At 74.4% G+C, this 16,748-nt stretch carries 16 protein-coding genes and 1 pseudogene; 7 read left to right on the plus strand and 10 right to left on the minus strand.

Features of this window, described 5'->3' with window-relative positions:
- Positions 1 to 8: 8 nt before the first annotated feature.
- From ABFY03_RS12505 to ABFY03_RS12530, 6 genes are all read right to left on the minus strand, one after another.
- Positions 9 to 1,088, minus strand: coding sequence for an RNA polymerase sigma factor (locus ABFY03_RS12505; RefSeq protein WP_386723572.1), 1,080 nt, complete (start codon positions 1,086 to 1,088; stop codon positions 9 to 11).
- A 60-nt stretch (positions 1,089 to 1,148) separates the two neighbouring features.
- The gene (dnaG, locus tag ABFY03_RS12510; RefSeq protein ID WP_346169921.1) at positions 1,149 to 3,050 is read right to left on the minus strand and encodes a DNA primase; all 1,902 of its coding nucleotides are present in this window, start codon (positions 3,048 to 3,050) and stop codon (positions 1,149 to 1,151) included.
- Between the two features lie 29 nt (positions 3,051 to 3,079).
- Positions 3,080 to 4,339, minus strand: a complete 1,260-nt coding sequence (locus tag ABFY03_RS12515) for an NAD(P)/FAD-dependent oxidoreductase (RefSeq protein ID WP_319013960.1) — start codon at positions 4,337 to 4,339, stop codon at positions 3,080 to 3,082.
- A gap of 128 nt (positions 4,340 to 4,467) precedes the next feature.
- The gene (locus ABFY03_RS12520; RefSeq protein WP_319013959.1) at positions 4,468 to 5,769 is read right to left on the minus strand and encodes a deoxyguanosinetriphosphate triphosphohydrolase; all 1,302 of its coding nucleotides are present in this window, start codon (positions 5,767 to 5,769) and stop codon (positions 4,468 to 4,470) included.
- A gap of 35 nt (positions 5,770 to 5,804) precedes the next feature.
- Positions 5,805 to 6,587, minus strand: a complete 783-nt coding sequence (locus ABFY03_RS12525; protein ID WP_346169922.1) for a sirohydrochlorin chelatase — start codon at positions 6,585 to 6,587, stop codon at positions 5,805 to 5,807.
- Between the two features lie 249 nt (positions 6,588 to 6,836).
- Positions 6,837 to 7,535, minus strand: coding sequence for a hypothetical protein (locus ABFY03_RS12530; protein WP_319013957.1), 699 nt, complete (start codon positions 7,533 to 7,535; stop codon positions 6,837 to 6,839).
- Positions 7,536 to 7,610: 75 nt separating this feature from the next.
- On the opposite strand from ABFY03_RS12530, the gene ABFY03_RS12535 reads away from it, so the two are divergent.
- The 3 genes from ABFY03_RS12535 (at position 7,611) to ABFY03_RS12545 (ending at position 11,229) form a co-directional block, all read left to right on the plus strand.
- Positions 7,611 to 8,333, plus strand: coding sequence for an aquaporin (locus ABFY03_RS12535; RefSeq protein ID WP_346169923.1), 723 nt, complete (start codon positions 7,611 to 7,613; stop codon positions 8,331 to 8,333).
- Between the two features lie 33 nt (positions 8,334 to 8,366).
- Positions 8,367 to 9,068, plus strand: a complete 702-nt coding sequence (locus ABFY03_RS12540; protein ID WP_346169924.1) for a SanA/YdcF family protein — start codon at positions 8,367 to 8,369, stop codon at positions 9,066 to 9,068.
- A 73-nt stretch (positions 9,069 to 9,141) separates the two neighbouring features.
- Positions 9,142 to 11,229 (plus strand): molybdopterin oxidoreductase family protein, encoded by a 2,088-nt coding sequence (locus ABFY03_RS12545; RefSeq protein ID WP_319013954.1) that lies wholly within the window; start codon positions 9,142 to 9,144, stop codon positions 11,227 to 11,229.
- A 3-nt stretch (positions 11,230 to 11,232) separates the two neighbouring features.
- Here the strand turns inward: ABFY03_RS12545 and ABFY03_RS12550 are convergent, their stop codons facing one another.
- The 3 genes and pseudogenes from ABFY03_RS12550 to ABFY03_RS12560 all read right to left on the minus strand — a co-directional run bounded on the left by ABFY03_RS12550 (position 11,233) and on the right by ABFY03_RS12560 (position 12,660).
- A complete protein-coding gene (locus ABFY03_RS12550) occupies positions 11,233 to 11,595 on the minus strand; it encodes a gamma-glutamylcyclotransferase family protein (protein WP_319014042.1) in 363 nt (120 codons plus the stop codon).
- A gap of 48 nt (positions 11,596 to 11,643) precedes the next feature.
- Positions 11,644 to 11,952 (minus strand): annotated as a pseudogene (gene cutA / locus ABFY03_RS12555) (divalent-cation tolerance protein CutA); the annotation flags it as partial.
- A 99-nt stretch (positions 11,953 to 12,051) separates the two neighbouring features.
- Positions 12,052 to 12,660 (minus strand): NADPH-dependent FMN reductase, encoded by a 609-nt coding sequence (locus tag ABFY03_RS12560; RefSeq protein ID WP_346169925.1) that lies wholly within the window; start codon positions 12,658 to 12,660, stop codon positions 12,052 to 12,054.
- Between the two features lie 88 nt (positions 12,661 to 12,748).
- Here ABFY03_RS12560 and ABFY03_RS12565 point away from each other — a divergent pair, with 88 nt between their 5' ends.
- The 4 genes from ABFY03_RS12565 to ABFY03_RS12580 all read left to right on the plus strand — a co-directional run bounded on the left by ABFY03_RS12565 (position 12,749) and on the right by ABFY03_RS12580 (position 15,937).
- Positions 12,749 to 13,561: an aminotransferase class IV gene (locus ABFY03_RS12565; protein ID WP_319013952.1), complete on the plus strand. Its 813-nt coding sequence runs from the start codon at positions 12,749 to 12,751 to the stop codon at positions 13,559 to 13,561.
- A 9-nt stretch (positions 13,562 to 13,570) separates the two neighbouring features.
- Positions 13,571 to 14,383 carry a sporulation protein gene (locus ABFY03_RS12570; RefSeq protein ID WP_319013951.1) on the plus strand — a complete coding sequence of 271 codons (813 nt, stop codon included), beginning with the start codon at positions 13,571 to 13,573 and terminating at the stop codon, positions 14,381 to 14,383.
- A 311-nt stretch (positions 14,384 to 14,694) separates the two neighbouring features.
- Positions 14,695 to 15,219: a hypothetical protein gene (locus ABFY03_RS12575; RefSeq protein WP_319013950.1), complete on the plus strand. Its 525-nt coding sequence runs from the start codon at positions 14,695 to 14,697 to the stop codon at positions 15,217 to 15,219.
- A 97-nt stretch (positions 15,220 to 15,316) separates the two neighbouring features.
- On the plus strand, positions 15,317 to 15,937 hold the full coding sequence (locus ABFY03_RS12580) for a class F sortase (protein ID WP_319013949.1): 621 nt from the start codon (positions 15,317 to 15,319) through the stop codon (positions 15,935 to 15,937).
- 9 nt (positions 15,938 to 15,946) lie between these two features.
- On the opposite strand, the gene ABFY03_RS12585 is transcribed toward ABFY03_RS12580, so the two are convergent.
- Entirely contained in the window at positions 15,947 to 16,732 is a 786-nt protein-coding gene (locus ABFY03_RS12585) for a sulfite exporter TauE/SafE family protein (protein WP_031004964.1), read from the minus strand.
- Between the last annotated feature and the right edge of the window lie 16 nt (positions 16,733 to 16,748).

Here is a 16,748-nt window from a genome sequence, read left to right on the forward strand (position 1 = left end):
GCGGCGGCTCAGTCCAGATAGCCGCGCAGCTGGTCCGCGTAGGCGTGGTCGCGGAGTTTGGAGAGGGTCTTGGACTCGATCTGGCGGATGCGTTCGCGGGTGACGCCGAAGAGGCGGCCGATCTCCTCCAGGGTGCGGGGGCGGCCGTCGTCGAGGCCGTAGCGGAGCTGGACGACCTTGCGCTCCCGCTCGCCGAGGGTGGAGAGGACGTCCTCCAGGTGGCGGCGGAGCAGCAGGAAGGCGGCGGACTCGACGGGCGAGGCGGCGTCGCCGTCCTCGATGAGGTCGCCGAGGTCGACGTCCTCCTCCTCGCCGACGGGGGTGTGCAGGGAGACGGGCTCCTGGGCGAGGCGGAGGACGTCGAGGACCCGTTCGGGGGTGAGGTCGAGGTGGGCGGCGACCTCCTCCGCGGTGGGCTCGGCGCCGCGCTCCTGGAGGAGGTGGCGCTGGACGCGGATGACCCGGTTGATGAGTTCGACGACGTGGACGGGGACGCGGATGGTCCGGGCCTGGTCGGCGAGGGCCCGGGACATCGCCTGGCGGATCCACCAGGTGGCGTAGGTGGAGAACTTGTAGCCGCGGGCGTAGTCGAACTTCTCGACGGCCCGGATGAGGCCCAGGTTGCCCTCCTGGACGAGGTCGAGCATGGTCAGGCCGCGGCCGACGTACCGCTTGGCGACGGAGACGACGAGCCGGAGGTTGGCCTCGATCAGCTTCCGCTTGGCGATCCGGCCGAGGACGACGAGCCGGTCGAGGTCGTAGGCGAGCTGGGAGTCGAGGTCGGGGGTGCGGGCGAGCTTCTCCTCCGCGAAGAGGCCGGCCTCGACCCGGCGGGCCAGTTCGACCTCCTCCTCGGCGGTGAGGAGGGGGATGCGGCCGATCTCGCGGAGGTACTGGCGGAAGAGGTCGGCGGAGGGGCCGTTGCCGCCGGTGTCGGCGGCGCGGCGCCGCTGGGCCGGGACCTCCGGGAGTTCGGGGAGCGGGGGGAGTTCGTCCGGGTCGGTGGTCTGGATCTCGGTCTGCACGGTGGGCGACCTCCAGGAAGGGCGGAACGGCTCCGTCACCCCGCCCAGTGTGGGGTACGACACATCGCCGCCACGAGGGGCGTGCGGTGACTTTTTGGTTCCGTGCGGTGACCGACCGTGCCCTTACAGGGCGGCGGCGCCGTGGTTGCGGAGGGACTGGCCGTACTGGGTGAGGACCCACAGCTCGTTCTGGACGGCGGCCAGCCGCTCCGGGTCGCCGTGGGCGCCGAGCCGGGCGAGGCTGCCCTGCACGTCGCGGATGCGCCGGTCGACGGCGCGGAGGCGGACCTGGACCAGCTGGGCGCCGGCGTACACCTCGTCGATGGTCTTGGCGAAGATCGTCTCGACGGCGAGTTCGGTGACGAGGGCGCGGACGGTGTCGTCGGGCGCGGCCTCGCGGACGGCGTCGAGGTAGTCGGCGGGGGCTCCGTCGGCGCCGCCGGCGTCCTGGATGCACTGGCGGACGGCGGCGTAGGGCGGGGCGGTGAACTCGTCGATGCCGTAGGCGTCGAAGGCCGGGGAGACCAGCGCCGGGTACTGGAGGGCGAGCTTGAGGAGTTCGCGCTCGGTGCGGTGGGCGGGGCTGCGCAGGTTGAGCGCGGGCCCGGCGGGGCCGCGGGGGGCCTGGACCTCGCCGTACGAGCGCTGCGCCCGGCCGTCGCCGCGCTGGGGGCCGCCCTGCTCCTTGCCGCCGCCGCGCTGCCAGCGGGCGATCTGGGCGACCCGGCGGACGACGAACTGGGTGTCGAGGATGCCGACGAGTCCGGCGAGCTGGACGGCGACCTCGTGCTGGGAGGCGACGTTCTTGATCTTGGCGACGACGGGGGCGGCCTCGTCGAGGGCGGCGGCCCGGCCGGCCGGGGTGTCCAGGTCGTAGCGGTTCACGATCTGGCGGAGGGCGAACTCGAAGAGCGGGGTGCGGGGCTCGACGAGGTCGGCGACGGCGTCGTCGCCCTTGGCGAGGCGCAGCTCGCAGGGGTCCATGCCGTCGGGGGCGATGGCGATGTACGTCTCGGCGGCGAACTTCTGGTCGTCCTCGAAGGCGCGCAGGGCGGCCTTCTGGCCGGCGGCGTCGCCGTCGAAGGTGAAGATGACGCGGGCCGAGCCGTTGTCCATGAGGAGCCGGCGGAGGATCTTGATGTGCTCGCCGCCGAAGGCGGTGCCGCAGGTGGCGATGGCGGTGGTGACGCCGGCCAGGTGGCAGGCCATGACGTCGGTGTAGCCCTCGACGACGACGGCCCGGCTGGTCTTGGCGATCTCCTTCTTGGCGAGGTCGATGCCGTAGAGGACCTGGGACTTCTTGTAGACCGGGGTCTCGGGGGTGTTGAGGTACTTGGGGCCGGTGTCGTCGTCGCGGAGGCGGCGGGCGCCGAAGCCGACGATCTCGCCGCCGACGTCCCGGATCGGCCACATCAGGCGGCCGCGGAAGCGGTCGATGGGGCCGCGGCGGCCCTCCTGGGAGAGGCCGGAGACGATCAGTTCCCGGTCGGAGAAGCCCTTGCCGCGCAGGAAGCGGGTGAGGTGGTCCCAGCCGGCCGGGGAGTAGCCGACGCCGAAGTGTTCTGCGGCGGCCTGGTCGAAGCCGCGCTCGGCGAGGAACCGGCGGCCGATCTCGGCCTCGGGGGAGGCGAGTTGGCCGGCGTAGTACTCGGCGGCGATCTTGTGGGCCTCGATCAGGCGGATGCGCTCGCCGCGCTGGTGGCCGGGGTTGTAGCCGCCCTCCTCGTAGCGGAGGGTGATGCCGGCCTTGGCGGCGAGGCGCTCGACCGTCTCCGAGAAGGAGAGGTGGTCGATCTTCATCACGAAGGCGATGGTGTCGCCGCCCTCCTGGCAGCCGAAGCAGTGGAAGAGTCCCTTGCTGGGGCTGACCTGGAAGGAGGGCGACTTCTCGTCGTGGAAGGGGCAGAGTCCCTTGAGGTTCCCGCCGCCGGCGTTGCGGAGCTGGAGGTACTCGGACACCACGGAGTCGATCGGGACCGCGTCCCGGACCGCCTTCACGTCGTCATCGTTGATCCTGCCTGCCACGCGTAGAGTCTACGGCTCACCCGTACGGATCAGAGCAGGCTCTCCAGGGCGACGGAGGGGTCGCAGAGGGCGTCCGGGTCCACGGTGGCGCGGGAACGGATGAGCTTCTGGATCGGCTCTGTGACGTCCCACACGTTCACGTTCATCCCGGCGGTCACCCGGCCCTCGCGCAGCCAGAAGGCGATGAACTCGCGCTTGCCGGTGTCGCCGCGGACCACGACCTGGTCGTACGAGCCCGGGGGCGCCCAGCCGGAGTACTCCATGCCGAGGTCGTACTGGTCGGTGAAGAAGTACGGGATCCGGTCGTAGGAGACCTCCTGGCCGAGCATGGCGCGGGCGGCGGCGGGGCCGCCGTTGAGGGCGTTGGCCCAGTGCTCGACGCGGATGCGGTGGTGGAGGAAGGGGTGGTCGAAGGCGGCGACGTCGCCGGCCGCGTAGATGTCGGGGTCGGAGGTGCGCAGGGAGGCGTCGACGGCGACGCCGCCGCCGTCGGCGCGGTCGACGAGGGCGAGGCCGGCGTTCTCGGCGAGGGCGGCGCGGGGGGCGGCGCCGATGGCGATGAGGACGGCGTGGGCGGGGTGCTCCTCTCCGTCGTCGGTGCGGACGGCGAGGACCATGCCGTCCTGGCCGGTGATCTCGGTGATGCGGGCGCCGAAGTGGAAGCGGACGCCGTGCTCGGTGTGGAGGTCGGCGAAGAGCTGGCCGAGCTCGGGGCCGAGGACGCGGTGGAGGGGGGTGGGGTCGGCCTCGACGACGGTGACCTCGGCGCCGTAGGTGCGGGCGGCGGCGGCGACCTCCAGGCCGATCCAGCCGGCGCCGGCGATGACGAGGTGGCCGTTGTCCCGGCCGAGGGCCTTGAGCTCGTCGCGGAGCCGCTCGGAGTGGGAGAGGCGGCGCAGGTGGTGGACGCCGGCGAGGCCGGTGCCGGGGATGTCGAGGCGGCGAGGCTCGGAGCCGGTGGCGAGGAGCAGCTTGTCGTAGTGGATGACGGTGCCGTCGCCGAGGCGGACGGTGTGGGCGTCCCGGTCGACCGCGGTGACGGTCTGGCCGAGGCGGAGCTCGACGTCGTGGGCCGCGTACCAGGCGGGCTCGTGGACGAGGGCGGAGTCCCGGTCCTTCTTGCCGAGGAGGTAGTCCTTGGAGAGCGGCGGCCGTTCGTAGGGGTGGTCGCGTTCGTCGCCGATGAGGATCACCCGGCCGTTGAAGCCCTCGGCGCGGAGCGTCTCCGCCGCCTTGGCGCCGGCCAGGCCCCCGCCGACGATGACAAAGGTCTGATCTGCGTCGACCACGTTGATTCCTCCTCGTTGCGACCGGTTCTCTACGCTACGCCCCCGGGCCGGGCCCGGGCGGCAGCGCCCCAGGACGTGCATGCGAGGGTCCCGCACGGCGCGGGAAGGCGAAAGGGGGCGAACGGCCCCTACCCGCGTGGGGTGCGGAGGCGGTGGTGGAGGGCTCGGGCGGAGGCGTCGGTGAGGTTGGCGATCTGGTCGACGATCACCCGCTTGCGGGAACGGTCGTCGGGCGCGGCGACGAACAGGGCGCGGAACTGCGGTTCGAGGCCGTCGGGGGCGCGGGCGACGAGCGCCTCGGCGAGTTCGGCGACGACGATCCGCTGGTCGGCGCGGAGCGCCTCCTGTTCGGCGCGCTGCATCACGTACCGGTCGGCGACGGCCTTGAGGACGGCGCACTCGTTGCGGGTGGCGCGGGGGACGACGAGTTCGGCGCCGTAGCGGGTGAGGCGGCCGGAGCCGTACGCCTGGCGGGTGGCGCCCTCGGCGGCGAGGCAGAAGCGGCCGATGAGCTGGCTGGTGGCGTCCTTGAGGCGGGCCTGGGCGGCGGCGGAGCCGTCGTAGCCGTGCGGCCACCACTTCTGGTCGATGAGCCGGTCGAGGGCTTCGGCGAGTTCGGCGGGGTCGGTGTCGTCGGGGACGTAGCGGCCGATGGCGACGGCGAAGACGTCGGCGCGCTCGGGTTCGGCGTAGAGGAGGTTGGGGTCGATGTGGCCGGCGTGCAGGCCGTCCTCGAAGTCGTGGACGGAGTAGGCGACGTCGTCGGACCAGTCCATGACCTCGGCCTCGAAGCACTTGCGCTGCTCGGGGGCGCCGCGCCGGATCCACTCGAAGACGGGCAGGTCGTCCTCGTACACGCCGAACTTGGAGGAGCCGGGGTCGGTGGGGTGGCCGCCGCGCGGCCAGGGGTACTTGGTGGCGGCGTCGAGCGCGGCGCGGGTGAGGTTGAGGCCGACGCTGGCCGGTTCGCCGTCGGGGCCGGTGACGAAGCGCTTGGGCTCGATGCGGGTGAGGAGGCGGAGCGACTGGGCGTTGCCCTCGAAGCCGCCGCAGTCCTTGGCGACGTCGTTGAGCGCCTGTTCGCCGTTGTGCCCGAAGGGCGGGTGGCCCATGTCGTGGGAGAGGCAGGCGGCTTCGACGAGGTCGGGGTCGCAGCCGAGGGCGGCGCCGAGCTCGCGGCCGACCTGGGCGCATTCGAGGGAGTGGGTGAGCCGGGTGCGGGGGCTGGCGTCCCAGGCGTGTCCCCGGGTGCCGGGGGTGACGACCTGGGTCTTCCCGGCGAGCCGGCGCAGCGCCGCGGAGTGCAGCACGCGGGCGCGGTCGCGCTGGAAGGCGGTGCGGCCGGGGCGCTTGTCGGGCTCGGCCGCCCAGCGCTCGGTGGCGGTCGGGTCGTACCCGGGGGTCTCGCTGGTGCCGTCGTAGCCTGCCATGTCTCGACGGTAACCGGAGGGGCCGACAAAAGGGTTCAGATGGACGCGAGTTCCCGCGCGGGGGTGGCGGGGAGGGCGGTGCGGGCCCGGGCGGCACCGTCGTAGCGATGCAGGACGAGCCGGGCGAGGGCCGGGTGGGCGCCGAGCGGTTCGGCGGCGGTCCAGGGGGCATGGGCGGCGGAGCGGGCGGCGAAGAGGCCGGGGGCGGTGAAGCAGGAGGCGACGGCGATCCGGTGGCGGCCGCGGGCGGTGAGGGCGGCGACGGCCTCGGGGACGGTGGGTGCGGCGGCGGAGGCGTAGGCGGCGACGACGGGGGTGCCGCCGAGGCGTTCGCCGAGGTCGGCGGCGATCCGGCGGAGGGTGGCGGCGGAGCGGGGGTCGCGGGAGCCGGCGGAGGCGAGGACGACGCCGGTGGCGGCGGAGGCGGAGTCGGCGGGCGTCCAGCCGGCCTCGGCGAGCCGGTCGGCGAGGGCCTCGACGAGCAGGGGGTGCGGGCCGAGGGGTTCGGCCACGCGGGCGCGGAGCCGGGGGGCCGCGGCGAGGGCGGCGGGCAGGTCGTGGGTGACGTGGTGGCCGGGTGCGAGGAGGAGGGGGACGAGTACGGCCTCGCGTCCTTCGGCGGCGAGGGCCGCGAGGGTGTCGTCGAGGAGCGGCGTGTTCAGCTCGATGTGGGCGAGGCGGACGTCGAGGCCGGGTCGCAGTTCGCGCACCCGGTCGAGGAGCCGGGTGAGGGTGGCACGCGCGCGGGGGTCGCGGCTGCCGTGCCCGACGGCCACGAGGGCGGGGCGGTGGCCGGGGTGCTGTGCGAACGGCTGCATGGGCGGCGTACCTCCTGCTCGGTCTTCCCCGCCGGGGCCTCGTACGGACGCACCCGGCGGAGCTGGAGTCCGAGCTGATCCACGATCCGCCCCAGCAGGGCGGTGGCGTCCGCGAACGTGCTGTCCGGCTCCGTCATGGACCGATCCTGGCGGGGGCACGTTGCCTGCCCGTTGCGCGGTGGTCACGTCTGGTGTCCATGACCCGCACGCCGGTGTTTCGCCGGGCTCACGCGCGCGTGGGGGCGCCTGTCAGGCGGCGAGCCAGACGCGGAGGGGGCCGAGCCGGTCGAAGCCGGCGGCGAGGGCGGCGGTCAGGTCGTCGCCGGACTCGTAGCCGACGACGGGGAGGGCGGGGTCGGCGGCGGCCAGCACGGCGGTCCAGACGAGCGCCGGGTCGGTGCCGTCGGCGGCGAACAGGTTGGAGACGCCGGTGGCGCCGGCGGCGGTGGAGAGGACGGCGCCGCCGAGGATCCGCCCGTCGGGGCCGGGGACGGTGAGGACGGTGACGGCCGGGTCGTCGAGGAGGGCGGGGTGGAAGAGGGCGGTCTCGTCGGCGTCGCCGCCGCTCCAGGCGTCGGCCCAGGCGGCGAGCGCCTCGGGGGTGGCGGCGCGGGTCCAGGCGGGGCCGGGGCCGGCCGGGGTCCCGGCCCGGCGGCCGATCCAGGTGGCGTCGAAGAGCGGCCGGAAGCCGTCGGGCGCGAGGTCGAGGCGGGCGTAGGAGTCCTTGACGGAGGCGCCGGGCGCGGTCAGGTCGATGCCCGCGAGGACGTCGGCGGCGGTGGCGTCCCCGGCGAGGGAGACGGCGTCGGGGTAGTAGAGCGGGGTGCGCCGGGGACTGGTCCAGGCCCGGGGGCCGGTGGCGGTGGTGAGGCCGTGGGCCCGGCACATGCTCGCGCACCACCCGGCGTTGTTCCGTACCGCGGCGGTCAGCAGGTCGTCGTTGATCACCGCCGGATCGTACGGAACGCGCACCCCTCCCCTCCCCTCTTTTTTGGTTCCGAATCACGGAATATCTTTTCCACTATGAGAATGTCCCCCGCGTCGCTCCCCCGGCGCGCCGCCGCCGAGTTCACCGGCACCGCCGCCCTCGTCGCCGTGATCGTCGGCTCCGGCATCCGCGCCGACTCCCTCAGCCAGGACGTCGGGGTCCGGCTGCTCGCCAACGCCGCCGCCTCCGCCCTCGGCCTCGGGCTGCTCATCGCGCTCCTCGGGCCGCTCTCCGGCGCCCACTTCAACCCGGTCGTCACGCTCTCCGAGTGGTGGACCCGCCGCCGCGAGCGGGGCGGCGGGGAGGTCCTCGCCTATGTCGCCGCCCAGGTGGCCGGCGCCGTCGCCGGGGCGCTGCTCGCCGAGGCGATGTTCGGCCGCCCGCCCGGCTCCTGGTCGACAGAGCCGCGCGCCGCGCTCCATCTGCTGCTCGGCGAGGCGGTCGCCACCGCCGGGCTCGTCCTCGTCGTGCAGGGCCTGCGGCACATCGGGCGGCCCCAGCTGGCGCCGGTCGCGGTCGCCGGCTACATCGGCGCGGCGATCTGGTTCACCTCCTCCGGCTCCTTCGCCAACCCGGCGGCCACCGTCGGCCGCTCCCTCACCGACTCGTTCACCGGCATCGCCCCCGCCTCGGTGCCCGCCTACGCCGCCGCGCAGCTGCTCGGGATGCTGCTCGGGATGGGCCTGGCGGGTGTGCTGTACGGCACTCGGCGGGGCGCCGCCGAACCGGAGGCCGCGCCCGCGCGTCGAACGGGGTGACCGCCCTCTCCCCGACCCCCGGAGGCACAGCCGATGCAGGTCCGGTACCCCCGCACCGTCCGGGCCCGCCGCCGCGCCGTCCAGGCCCTGATGGCGGCCGCCGTCGTCGCCCTGGCGCCCGCCACCTGGATGCACACGGCCGCCGCCGGCAAGCTGCGGACGACCGCCGACGTGCCCGCCCGGGACGTCGCCGTGGTCTTCGGCGCCGGCCTCTGGAAGGGGCGCCCGACCCCGTACCTCGCCCACCGGCTCGACACCGCCGCCGAGCTGTACCGCACCGGCAAGGTGAAGGTCCTCCTCGTCACCGGCGACAACAGCCGGACCTCGTACGACGAGCCCAGCGCCATGCGCGCCTACCTGGCGGCCCGGGGCGTCCCGGACGGGAAGGTCGTCAGCGACTACGCCGGCTTCGACACCTGGGACAGCTGCGTGCGGGCCCGCAAGGTCTTCGGCGTCGACCGGGCCGTCCTCGTCACCCAGGACTTCCACATCAAGCGGGCCGTCGCCCTGTGCGAGCGGGCCGGGGTGGCCTCGTACGGCGTCGGGGTCGCCGAACCCCACGACACCACCTGGTACTACGGCACCACCCGGGAGCTCTTCGCCGCCGGCAAGGCCGCGCTCGACGCGGCCGTCCGCCCCGACCCGCGCTTCCTCGGGCCGCGCGAGACCGGCGTCGGCGAGGCCCTGGCGGGCGGCGCCCCCACCGCCCCCGCCTCACCCGGCGCGACCCCGTGACCTGAGCGGAGAGCACCGCGCCCGTAATACGGGACGCCCCCGCCCGTAACAAGGACGACGCACGCTGGGCGGCATGTCCGACGCCACCGCGGTCCCCACCCACTGCCCCTACTGCGCCCTGCAGTGCGGGATGCGGCTCCGCCCGACCGGCACGGCGGAACTGCCCGCCGAGGTGGTCGAGCGGACCGACTTCCCGGTCAACCGGGGCGCCCTGTGCGGCAAGGGCCGCACCGCCCCCTCCGTACTCTCCTCCCGGGTCAGGCTCACCGAGCCCCTGGTCCGCCGCCCTGACTCCGGGGCGCTCGAGCCGGCCTCCTGGGAGGAGGCGCTCTCCGCCGTCGCCGAAGGACTGCGCCGGACCCGCGCCGACCACGGCCCCGACGCGGTGGGGGTCTTCGGCGGCGGCGGACTCACCAACGAGAAGGCGTACACGCTCGGCAAGTTCGCCCGGCTGGTCCTCGCCACCTCGCAGATCGACTACAACGGGCGCTTCTGCATGTCCTCGGCGGCCGCCGCCCACCAGCGGGCCTTCGGCCTCGACCGGGGGCTGCCGTTCCCGCTGGAGGACATCCCGAGGACCGGCTGCGTGATCCTCGTCGGCTCCAACCTGGCCGAGACCATGCCGCCGGCGCTGCGCTACCTCACCGAGCTGCGGGAGAACGGCGGCAAGCTGATCGTCGTCGACCCGCGCCGCACCCGCACCGCCGACCAGGCCGACCTGCACCTCGCCCCCCGCCCCGGCACCGACCTCGCGCTCGCCCTCGGCCTGCTGCACCTGGTGGTCGCCGAGGGCCGGGTCGACGAGGAGTTCGTCGCGGAGCGCACCACCGGCTGGGCGGAGGCCCGGGCCGGGGCGATGGCCCACTGGCCCGAGCACGTCGAGCGGATCACCGGCGTCCCGGTGCCGGACCTGCGCGCCGCGGTCGGCCTCTTCTGCGACGCCGAGAACTCCATGGTGCTCACCGCGCGCGGCCCCGAGCAGCAGTCCAAGGGCACCGACACCGTCGGCGCCTGGATCAACCTCTGCCTCGCCACCGGGAGGGCCGGCCGGCCGCTCTCCGGCTACGGCTGCCTCACCGGCCAGGGCAACGGCCAGGGCGGCCGCGAGCACGGCCAGAAGGCCGACCAGCTGCCCGGCTACCGCAAGCTCGACGACCCCGCCGCCCGCGCCCACGTCGCCGGCGTGTGGGGCGTCGCCCCCGAGACCCTGCCGGGGCCGGGGCGGAGCGCGTACGAACTCCTCGACGCGCTCGGCGGGGAGGTGCGGTCGCTGCTGCTGATGGGCTCCAACCCGGTCGTCTCCGCCCCGCACGCCGCCCACGTCGAGGAGCGGCTGCGGTCGCTCGACTTCCTCGCCGTCGCCGACGTGGTGCTCTCGGAGACCGCCGCGCTCGCCGACGTCGTCCTGCCGGTGACCCAGTGGGCCGAGGAGACCGGCACCATGACCAACCTGGAGGGGCGGGTGCTGCTGCGCCGGCGCGCCCTCACCCCGCCCGAGGGGGTGCGCAGCGATCTGGAGGTGCTGCACGCGCTCGCCGGGCTGCTCGGCTGGGAGAAGGGCTTCCCCACCGACCCGGAGGAGGTCTTCGAGGAGCTGCGCCGCGCCTCCGCCGGCGGGCCCGCCGACTACTCCGGCATCAGCTACCGGCGGATCGAGGAGGAGCAGGGCGTCTTCTGGCCCTGCCCCGGGGAGAGCCACGGGGGCACCCCCCGGCTCTTCCTCGACCGCTTCGCGACCGCGGACGGGCGGGCCCGGTTCGTGCCGGTGACGCACCGGCCGGCCGCCGAGGAGACCGACGCCGACTACCCGGTGGTGCTCACCACCGGCCGGGTGGTCTCCCAGTACCAGTCCGGGGCGCAGACCCGGCGGGTGGCGGAGCTGAACGCCGCCGCGCCCGGCCCCTTCGTGGAGCTGCACCCGCGGCTCGCGGACCGGCTCGGGGTCGCGGAGGGAGAGCCGGTCGCCGTCGTGTCGCGGCGCGGGCGGGCGGTGGCGCCGGCCCGGATCACCGGCGCGATCCGCCCGGACACCGTCTTCATGCCCTTCCACTGGTACGGGGAGGGCAGAGCGAACACGCTGGTGAACCCGGCGCTCGACCCGGTCTCCCGGATGCCCGAGTTCAAGGTGTGCGCGGTCCGCCTGGAACGGGTCGCCGGGTGAGGGTCAGGGCCGGTCGAACCAGTCGCCGCTCTCGATGACCGGGCCGAGGGGCGCGTCCGGTGCCGCCACGAACACCCAGGCGGACACCTGCGCCCCGTCGTCCGTCCGGACCACGTCCATGGCCACCCGCTCGTAGCCGACGGGCAGCTCCAGCCGGTCGAGCAGGCCGAACAGCTCGCCGTAGTCGCCGGACGAGGGCGTGAGCAGCGAGCCGATCACCCGGCCGCCGGCCTGCGGGACGACGTACGGGTAACCGGGGCCGTCGTGCAGGACCGCGCCGGGCAGCACGGCGGCCGCCTCGGTGCCGATCCGGCCGGCGAGGAAGCGGTCGTGGTTGTACCCGCCCGGGCGCAGCGTCCCGTACACGAAGAACGGCCGCTCCTCCCGGGCCGTGGTCTCCGGCTCGACGGCGCCCGCCGTCTCGTCCTCGACCCAGCGGGCGTACCGCTCGGCCACCCGGGTCACCCGGGTGGCGAGGATCTCCGGCGTCTCGTAGTCGTGGGCGGCGGTGAGGTGGGCCTCCAGGGCCTGGTAGCGGGCCTCGGTGGTCTTGAAGACCACCTCCCACTCCTCGGTGGTCTCGATCGCCCCCCGCCAGTGGTAGACGGAGGTGACGGGCCCCGAGATCTGCGCGCAGGCGGCGAGCCGGGCCTCGACGGCGCCGCGCGCCAGGGCGTCGGCCTTGGCGCGGGCGTCGGTGGTGGTGCGGACGGTGACGATCACCCCTCCACCGTACGGGCGGACCGGTCCGCGTGCAGCCGGGCGTAGGCCGTTCCCCCGGCCCCGGCCGCCGCCGGTCCGTCCGCGGGGCGCGGGCGGGTCTCAGGCGGCGTACGGGCGGACCGACTTGGCGTCCTTGAGGGCGCGTCCCCACCAGGCGAGCTGGTCGAGCATGAGCTTGGCGCCGTTCTCGGGGCCGGTCGGGTCCTTGAAGGTGCCGTCCTCGTCGAACAGGCCGTGGGCGTTGGGCAGGACGACGCCGTCGCGGACGGTGACGGCGTGCATCTCGGCGTAGACCTGGCGCAGTTGCTCGACGGCCCGGATGCCGCCGGAGATGCCGCCGTAGGAGACGAAGCCGACCGGCTTGGCGCGCCACTCGGTGTAGTGGCGGTCGATGAGGTTCTTCAGGGAGGCCGGGAAGGAGTGGTTGTACTCGGGGGTGAGGACGACGTAGGCGTCGGCGGCCTCCAGGACGGGGGTGACGCGGGCGAGTTCGGCGCGGACGTCGGGGTCGGGATCGTAGGAGAGGGAGGTGGGGAGGGTGATCTCGGCGAGGTCGAGGACGGTGAGGTCGAAGTCGGAGCGCTCGGCGACCCGGGTGCGGAACCAGTCGGCGACGACGGGGGCGAAGCGGCCTTCGCGGTCGCTGGCGACGACGAGGGCGAGGGTCAGGGGGGCGGCGGCCTGGGCGGCGGAGTTCGTGATGTCCATGCCGAGAAGAGTGGTACCTCAAGTTTGGTCGAGGTCAAGCGCGGACGGGAGGAATCTTCCGCGCGGTCGCCGGGACTACCGTGAGCCCATGACGACTTCGCCCTCCCCCGCCCCCGTGCACATCGAGATCGACGGGGTCCCGGTGGCCGATCCCGGGCCGCTCGCCGCCGTGATGGGCGGCTACGGCCACTTCACCGCGATGCAGGTGCGGGACGGCCGGGTGAAGGGCCTGGGCCTGCACCTCGACCGCCTCGACCGGGCCACCCGGGAGCTGTTCGGCGGGCCGCTGCCCGGCGGACGGGTCCGGGAGCTCCTGGCGCGGGCCGTCGGGGCGTCGGGCCGGCGGGACTGCTCGGCGCGGGTGTACGTGTACGAGGGCGGGTCCCGGTTCCTGGTGGCGGTCACCGTCCGGGAGGCCGCGCCCGACGGCCCCGGCGCCCCGCAGCGGCTGACGGCCGTCGGCTATCTGCGTCCGGCGGCGCACCTGAAGCACCTGGGCGGCTTCGGGCAGCGGTACCACGGGGACGCGGCCCGCCGGGCCGGCTTCGACGAGGCGCTGCTGACCTCCCCGGCGGGCGAGGTCGCCGAGGGCGCGGTCGCCAACGTCGCCTTCTGGGACGGCACTTCGGTGGTGTGGCCGACGGCGCCGCAGCTCACCGGGATCACCATGGCGCTGCTCGCTCCGCGCCTGCCGTCGGTCCACCGCCCGGTCGCGCTGACCGAACTGCCCTCCTTCCGGGCGGCGTTCACCGCCAACGCGCGGTCGATCGCGCCGGTGACGGCGGTCGACGGGGTGGCGTACCCGGTGGACGAGGCGCTGATGGAGCGGGTCCTGGGCGCCTACGCGGAGGTGCCGGGCGAGAAGATCGTTTCCGGTGACGGGACGGGTTCCGCCGATTAGCCTGCGGCCATGGTGTTCAAGAGACTCTTCGGCAACGACGGCGGCCCGGCACTGGAGATCGACACGATCCTTCCCGACGAGCCGGTCCGCCCCGGCGGGAAGCTGCGCGGCGAGGTCGTGGTCCGCGCGCCGGAACGCGACCTGAAGATCGAGTCGATACGCATGCGGATGGCCGTCAACGTGTCCCTCACGCACAAGGGCGACGGCGACGGCGAGAACGACGGCACGACCCTCTGCTACCCCACCGCCAGCGGCTGGTTCGAGCTGAAGAAGGGCGAAGAGAGGCGCGTCCCGTTCTCCGAGCGCCTGAAGTGGGAGACGCCGCCGAACGAGACGCGCGGCGAGCGGCTCGGCGTCTCGATCGGCGTCCGGACCGAGGTCCACGCGCCCGGCGTCAAGGCGGCGACCGACCTGGACCCGGTGCGGGTGGAGACGCTGCCGCTCCACGAGGCGGTCCTCGACGCCTTCGCGGCCGACGGGTACGCCCTCGAGAGCTCCCGGGTCCACGAGTCCTCGCCCCCGCGCCCCGAGTACCACCTCTACGTGTGGCAGGGCTTCCGGCTCGTCGACCGGCGCGGCGGGGAGGGACGCCCGCCCCGGGTGGAGCTGGCCTTCCACACCAACGCGGTCGGCTCCGAGATCTTCCTGCGCCGGTTCCGGGAGGGCGGCGATCACTACTGGGACAACCAACCGAAGGCCCTGCGCTTCGTGGCCGCGCACCACGAGGTCGGCAGCCGCGACTTCGGCGCCGACGCCCGCCAGTGGCTGGAGAGCCTCGCCCGGCTGAAGCACGGCAAGGGCAGCGAGGAGGACGAGGACTGACGGCCGGGGCGGGACGGCCCCCTGCGCGGGCCCTGCTCTCCGGGCCCCCTCCCTCCAGGCCCTCCCCTCCGGACCCTCCTCCGGGCCCCCTCCGCCGGGGCCCCCTCCCGGGCCCGCTCACCCGTTCGGCACGACACGTCAGCTGACGCCTCGTAACCGGCTCTGACCTGCGGAAACGACTCGATTCCAGTCGACGCGCCGTATCGGACGGAGCAATCCTGACGCACCATCAGCAGGCGGGGGGCGCGCCGGGGTCGTTACCTCGGTCCTACGGAAGACCGAACGACCGCGCGCCCCGGAGGAACCCCACCATGCGCCCCACTGCCCGCCTGCTCACCGGAACCGCGCTGACGGTCGTCGCGCTCGGCGCGTTCGCCGCGCCGACGGCGTACGCGAACGAGAACGAGAACGACGGCCGCCCCCAGACGCTGGAGATCTACCCCTCCACCGCCTCGCCCGGCACCACCGTCACCGTGAACACCCTGGCCTGCGGCAAGAACGGGCACGGGGTCGGGGACGCGAACTCGGTCGGCGCCGGGGAGTTCCAGCTGAGCCCGAGCACCCACAAGGAGGTCGTGGTCGGACAGTTCACGCTGCCCCAGCACGCCAAGCCGGGCACCCACTGGATCGCCGTCGCCTGCGACAACGGCCGGACCGCCCGCGGCGAGCTGACCGTGAAGCACCGCGAGCCCAGCGGTCACGTCAAGACCGGTGTCGGCGGCAGCATCGGCCCCGACACCGCCCAGGTCACGGCGGGCGCGGCGGTGCTGGCCGCGGCTGCCGTCGGCGGTGTGTGGCTCATGCGGCGCCGGGCGAGCGGCGCCCAGGGCCACTGATCACACCGCCCGTCCCGCCCCCGCCCGGCTCCCGCACACGGCCGGCCGGGGGCGGGACCCTCGCCGTCCCCCGCCGCAGCGACCCCGAGGAACCGACGTGAGCAACAGGAGCAAGGGCTGGGGCCTGGCGGTGGCCGCCTGCGTCGGCCTCTGGCTCGTCCAGAACGGCTCGCAGGACGTCACCCCGCCCGTGCCGTCCGCCGCCCAGGCGTTCGCCGCCGGGCCGAGCGTGCACACCGACGCCGCCGCCGACCCGCTGCCCTCCTCCCCGCCGGTGCGGCTGCGCATCCCGGAGACGGACGTGGACGCCCCGATGACCCGGCTCGGCCTGGCCCCGAACGGCTCCCTGGAGGTGCCGCCGGCCGAGGACCGCAATCTGGCCGGCTGGTACGCCGACGGCGTCACGCCCGGCGCCAAGGGCACCGCGATCGTCGCCGGCCACGTCGACAACGCCGGCGGCCCGGCCGTCTTCTACACGCTGGGCGCCCTGCGGAAGGGCCACCGGATCGAGATCGACCGGGAGGACGGGAAGACCGCGGTCTTCACCGTCGACGCCGTCGAGGTCTACGACAACGACGCCTTCCCCGACGAGAAGGTGTACGGGGCGACCGACCGCGCCGAACTCCGGGTGATCACCTGCGGCGGCGGCTTCTCCGCGAAGAGCGGCGGCTACCAGGGGAACGTGGTCGCCTTCGGGCACCTCATCGGGGTGCGCTGAGCCGGCCGGTCAGCCCCACTGGTCGTAGGCGAGCTTCGCGACCATGGAGAGGACCACCACGAGCAGCACCCCGCGGACGAACTCCGAGCCCTTGCTCAGCGCCATCCGGGCGCCGATCGTCCCGCCGGCCAGGTTGAAGGCCGCCATCAGGGCGGCCAGCTGCCAGTAGACCGTGCCGCTCAGCGCGAAGGTGACGAGGGCGCCCGCGTTGGTGCAGACGTTGACGATCTTGGCGGTGGCGGAGGCCGTCACCAGGTCGAGGTGGAGGACGGCGGTCAGGGCCAGCACCAGGAAGGTGCCGGTGCCGGGTCCGAACAGGCCGTCGTAGAAGCCGATCCCGCCGCCGACCAGGACGATCGCGGTGACGATCCGGGCCCGGGTGAGCGGCGCCCGGTCCTCTCCCTCGGGCCGCACTCCGAAGGAGGGCTTCAGGATGACGAAGGCCGCCACCGCCACGAGGACCACGATGATCAGCGGCCGGAGCACCTCCCGGCTGATCATGGTCACGAAGAGGGCGCCGAACGAGGAGCCCACGAGGGCCGCGAGCCCGACCCGTACCGCCGTCCACACCGGCACCCTCGTCTTGCGGGCGTAGGTGATCGCCGCGCCCGTGGTGCCGACGATCGCGACCGCCTTGTTGGTGCCGAGGACATAGCCGTTCGGGGCGGTCGGGAAGGCGATCAGCAGCGCCGGCAGGAGCAGCAGCCCGCCTCCCCCGACCACGGCGTCGATCCAGCCCGCGACGAGCGCGGCGAGACAGAGCAGGACCAGCGTGGTCAGGGTGATGTCAGGCATGGCAGCGACCCTAGGG

It is taken from the genome of Streptomyces roseofulvus (assembly GCF_039534915.1).
GTDB lineage: Bacteria > Actinomycetota > Actinomycetes > Streptomycetales > Streptomycetaceae > Streptomyces > Streptomyces roseofulvus.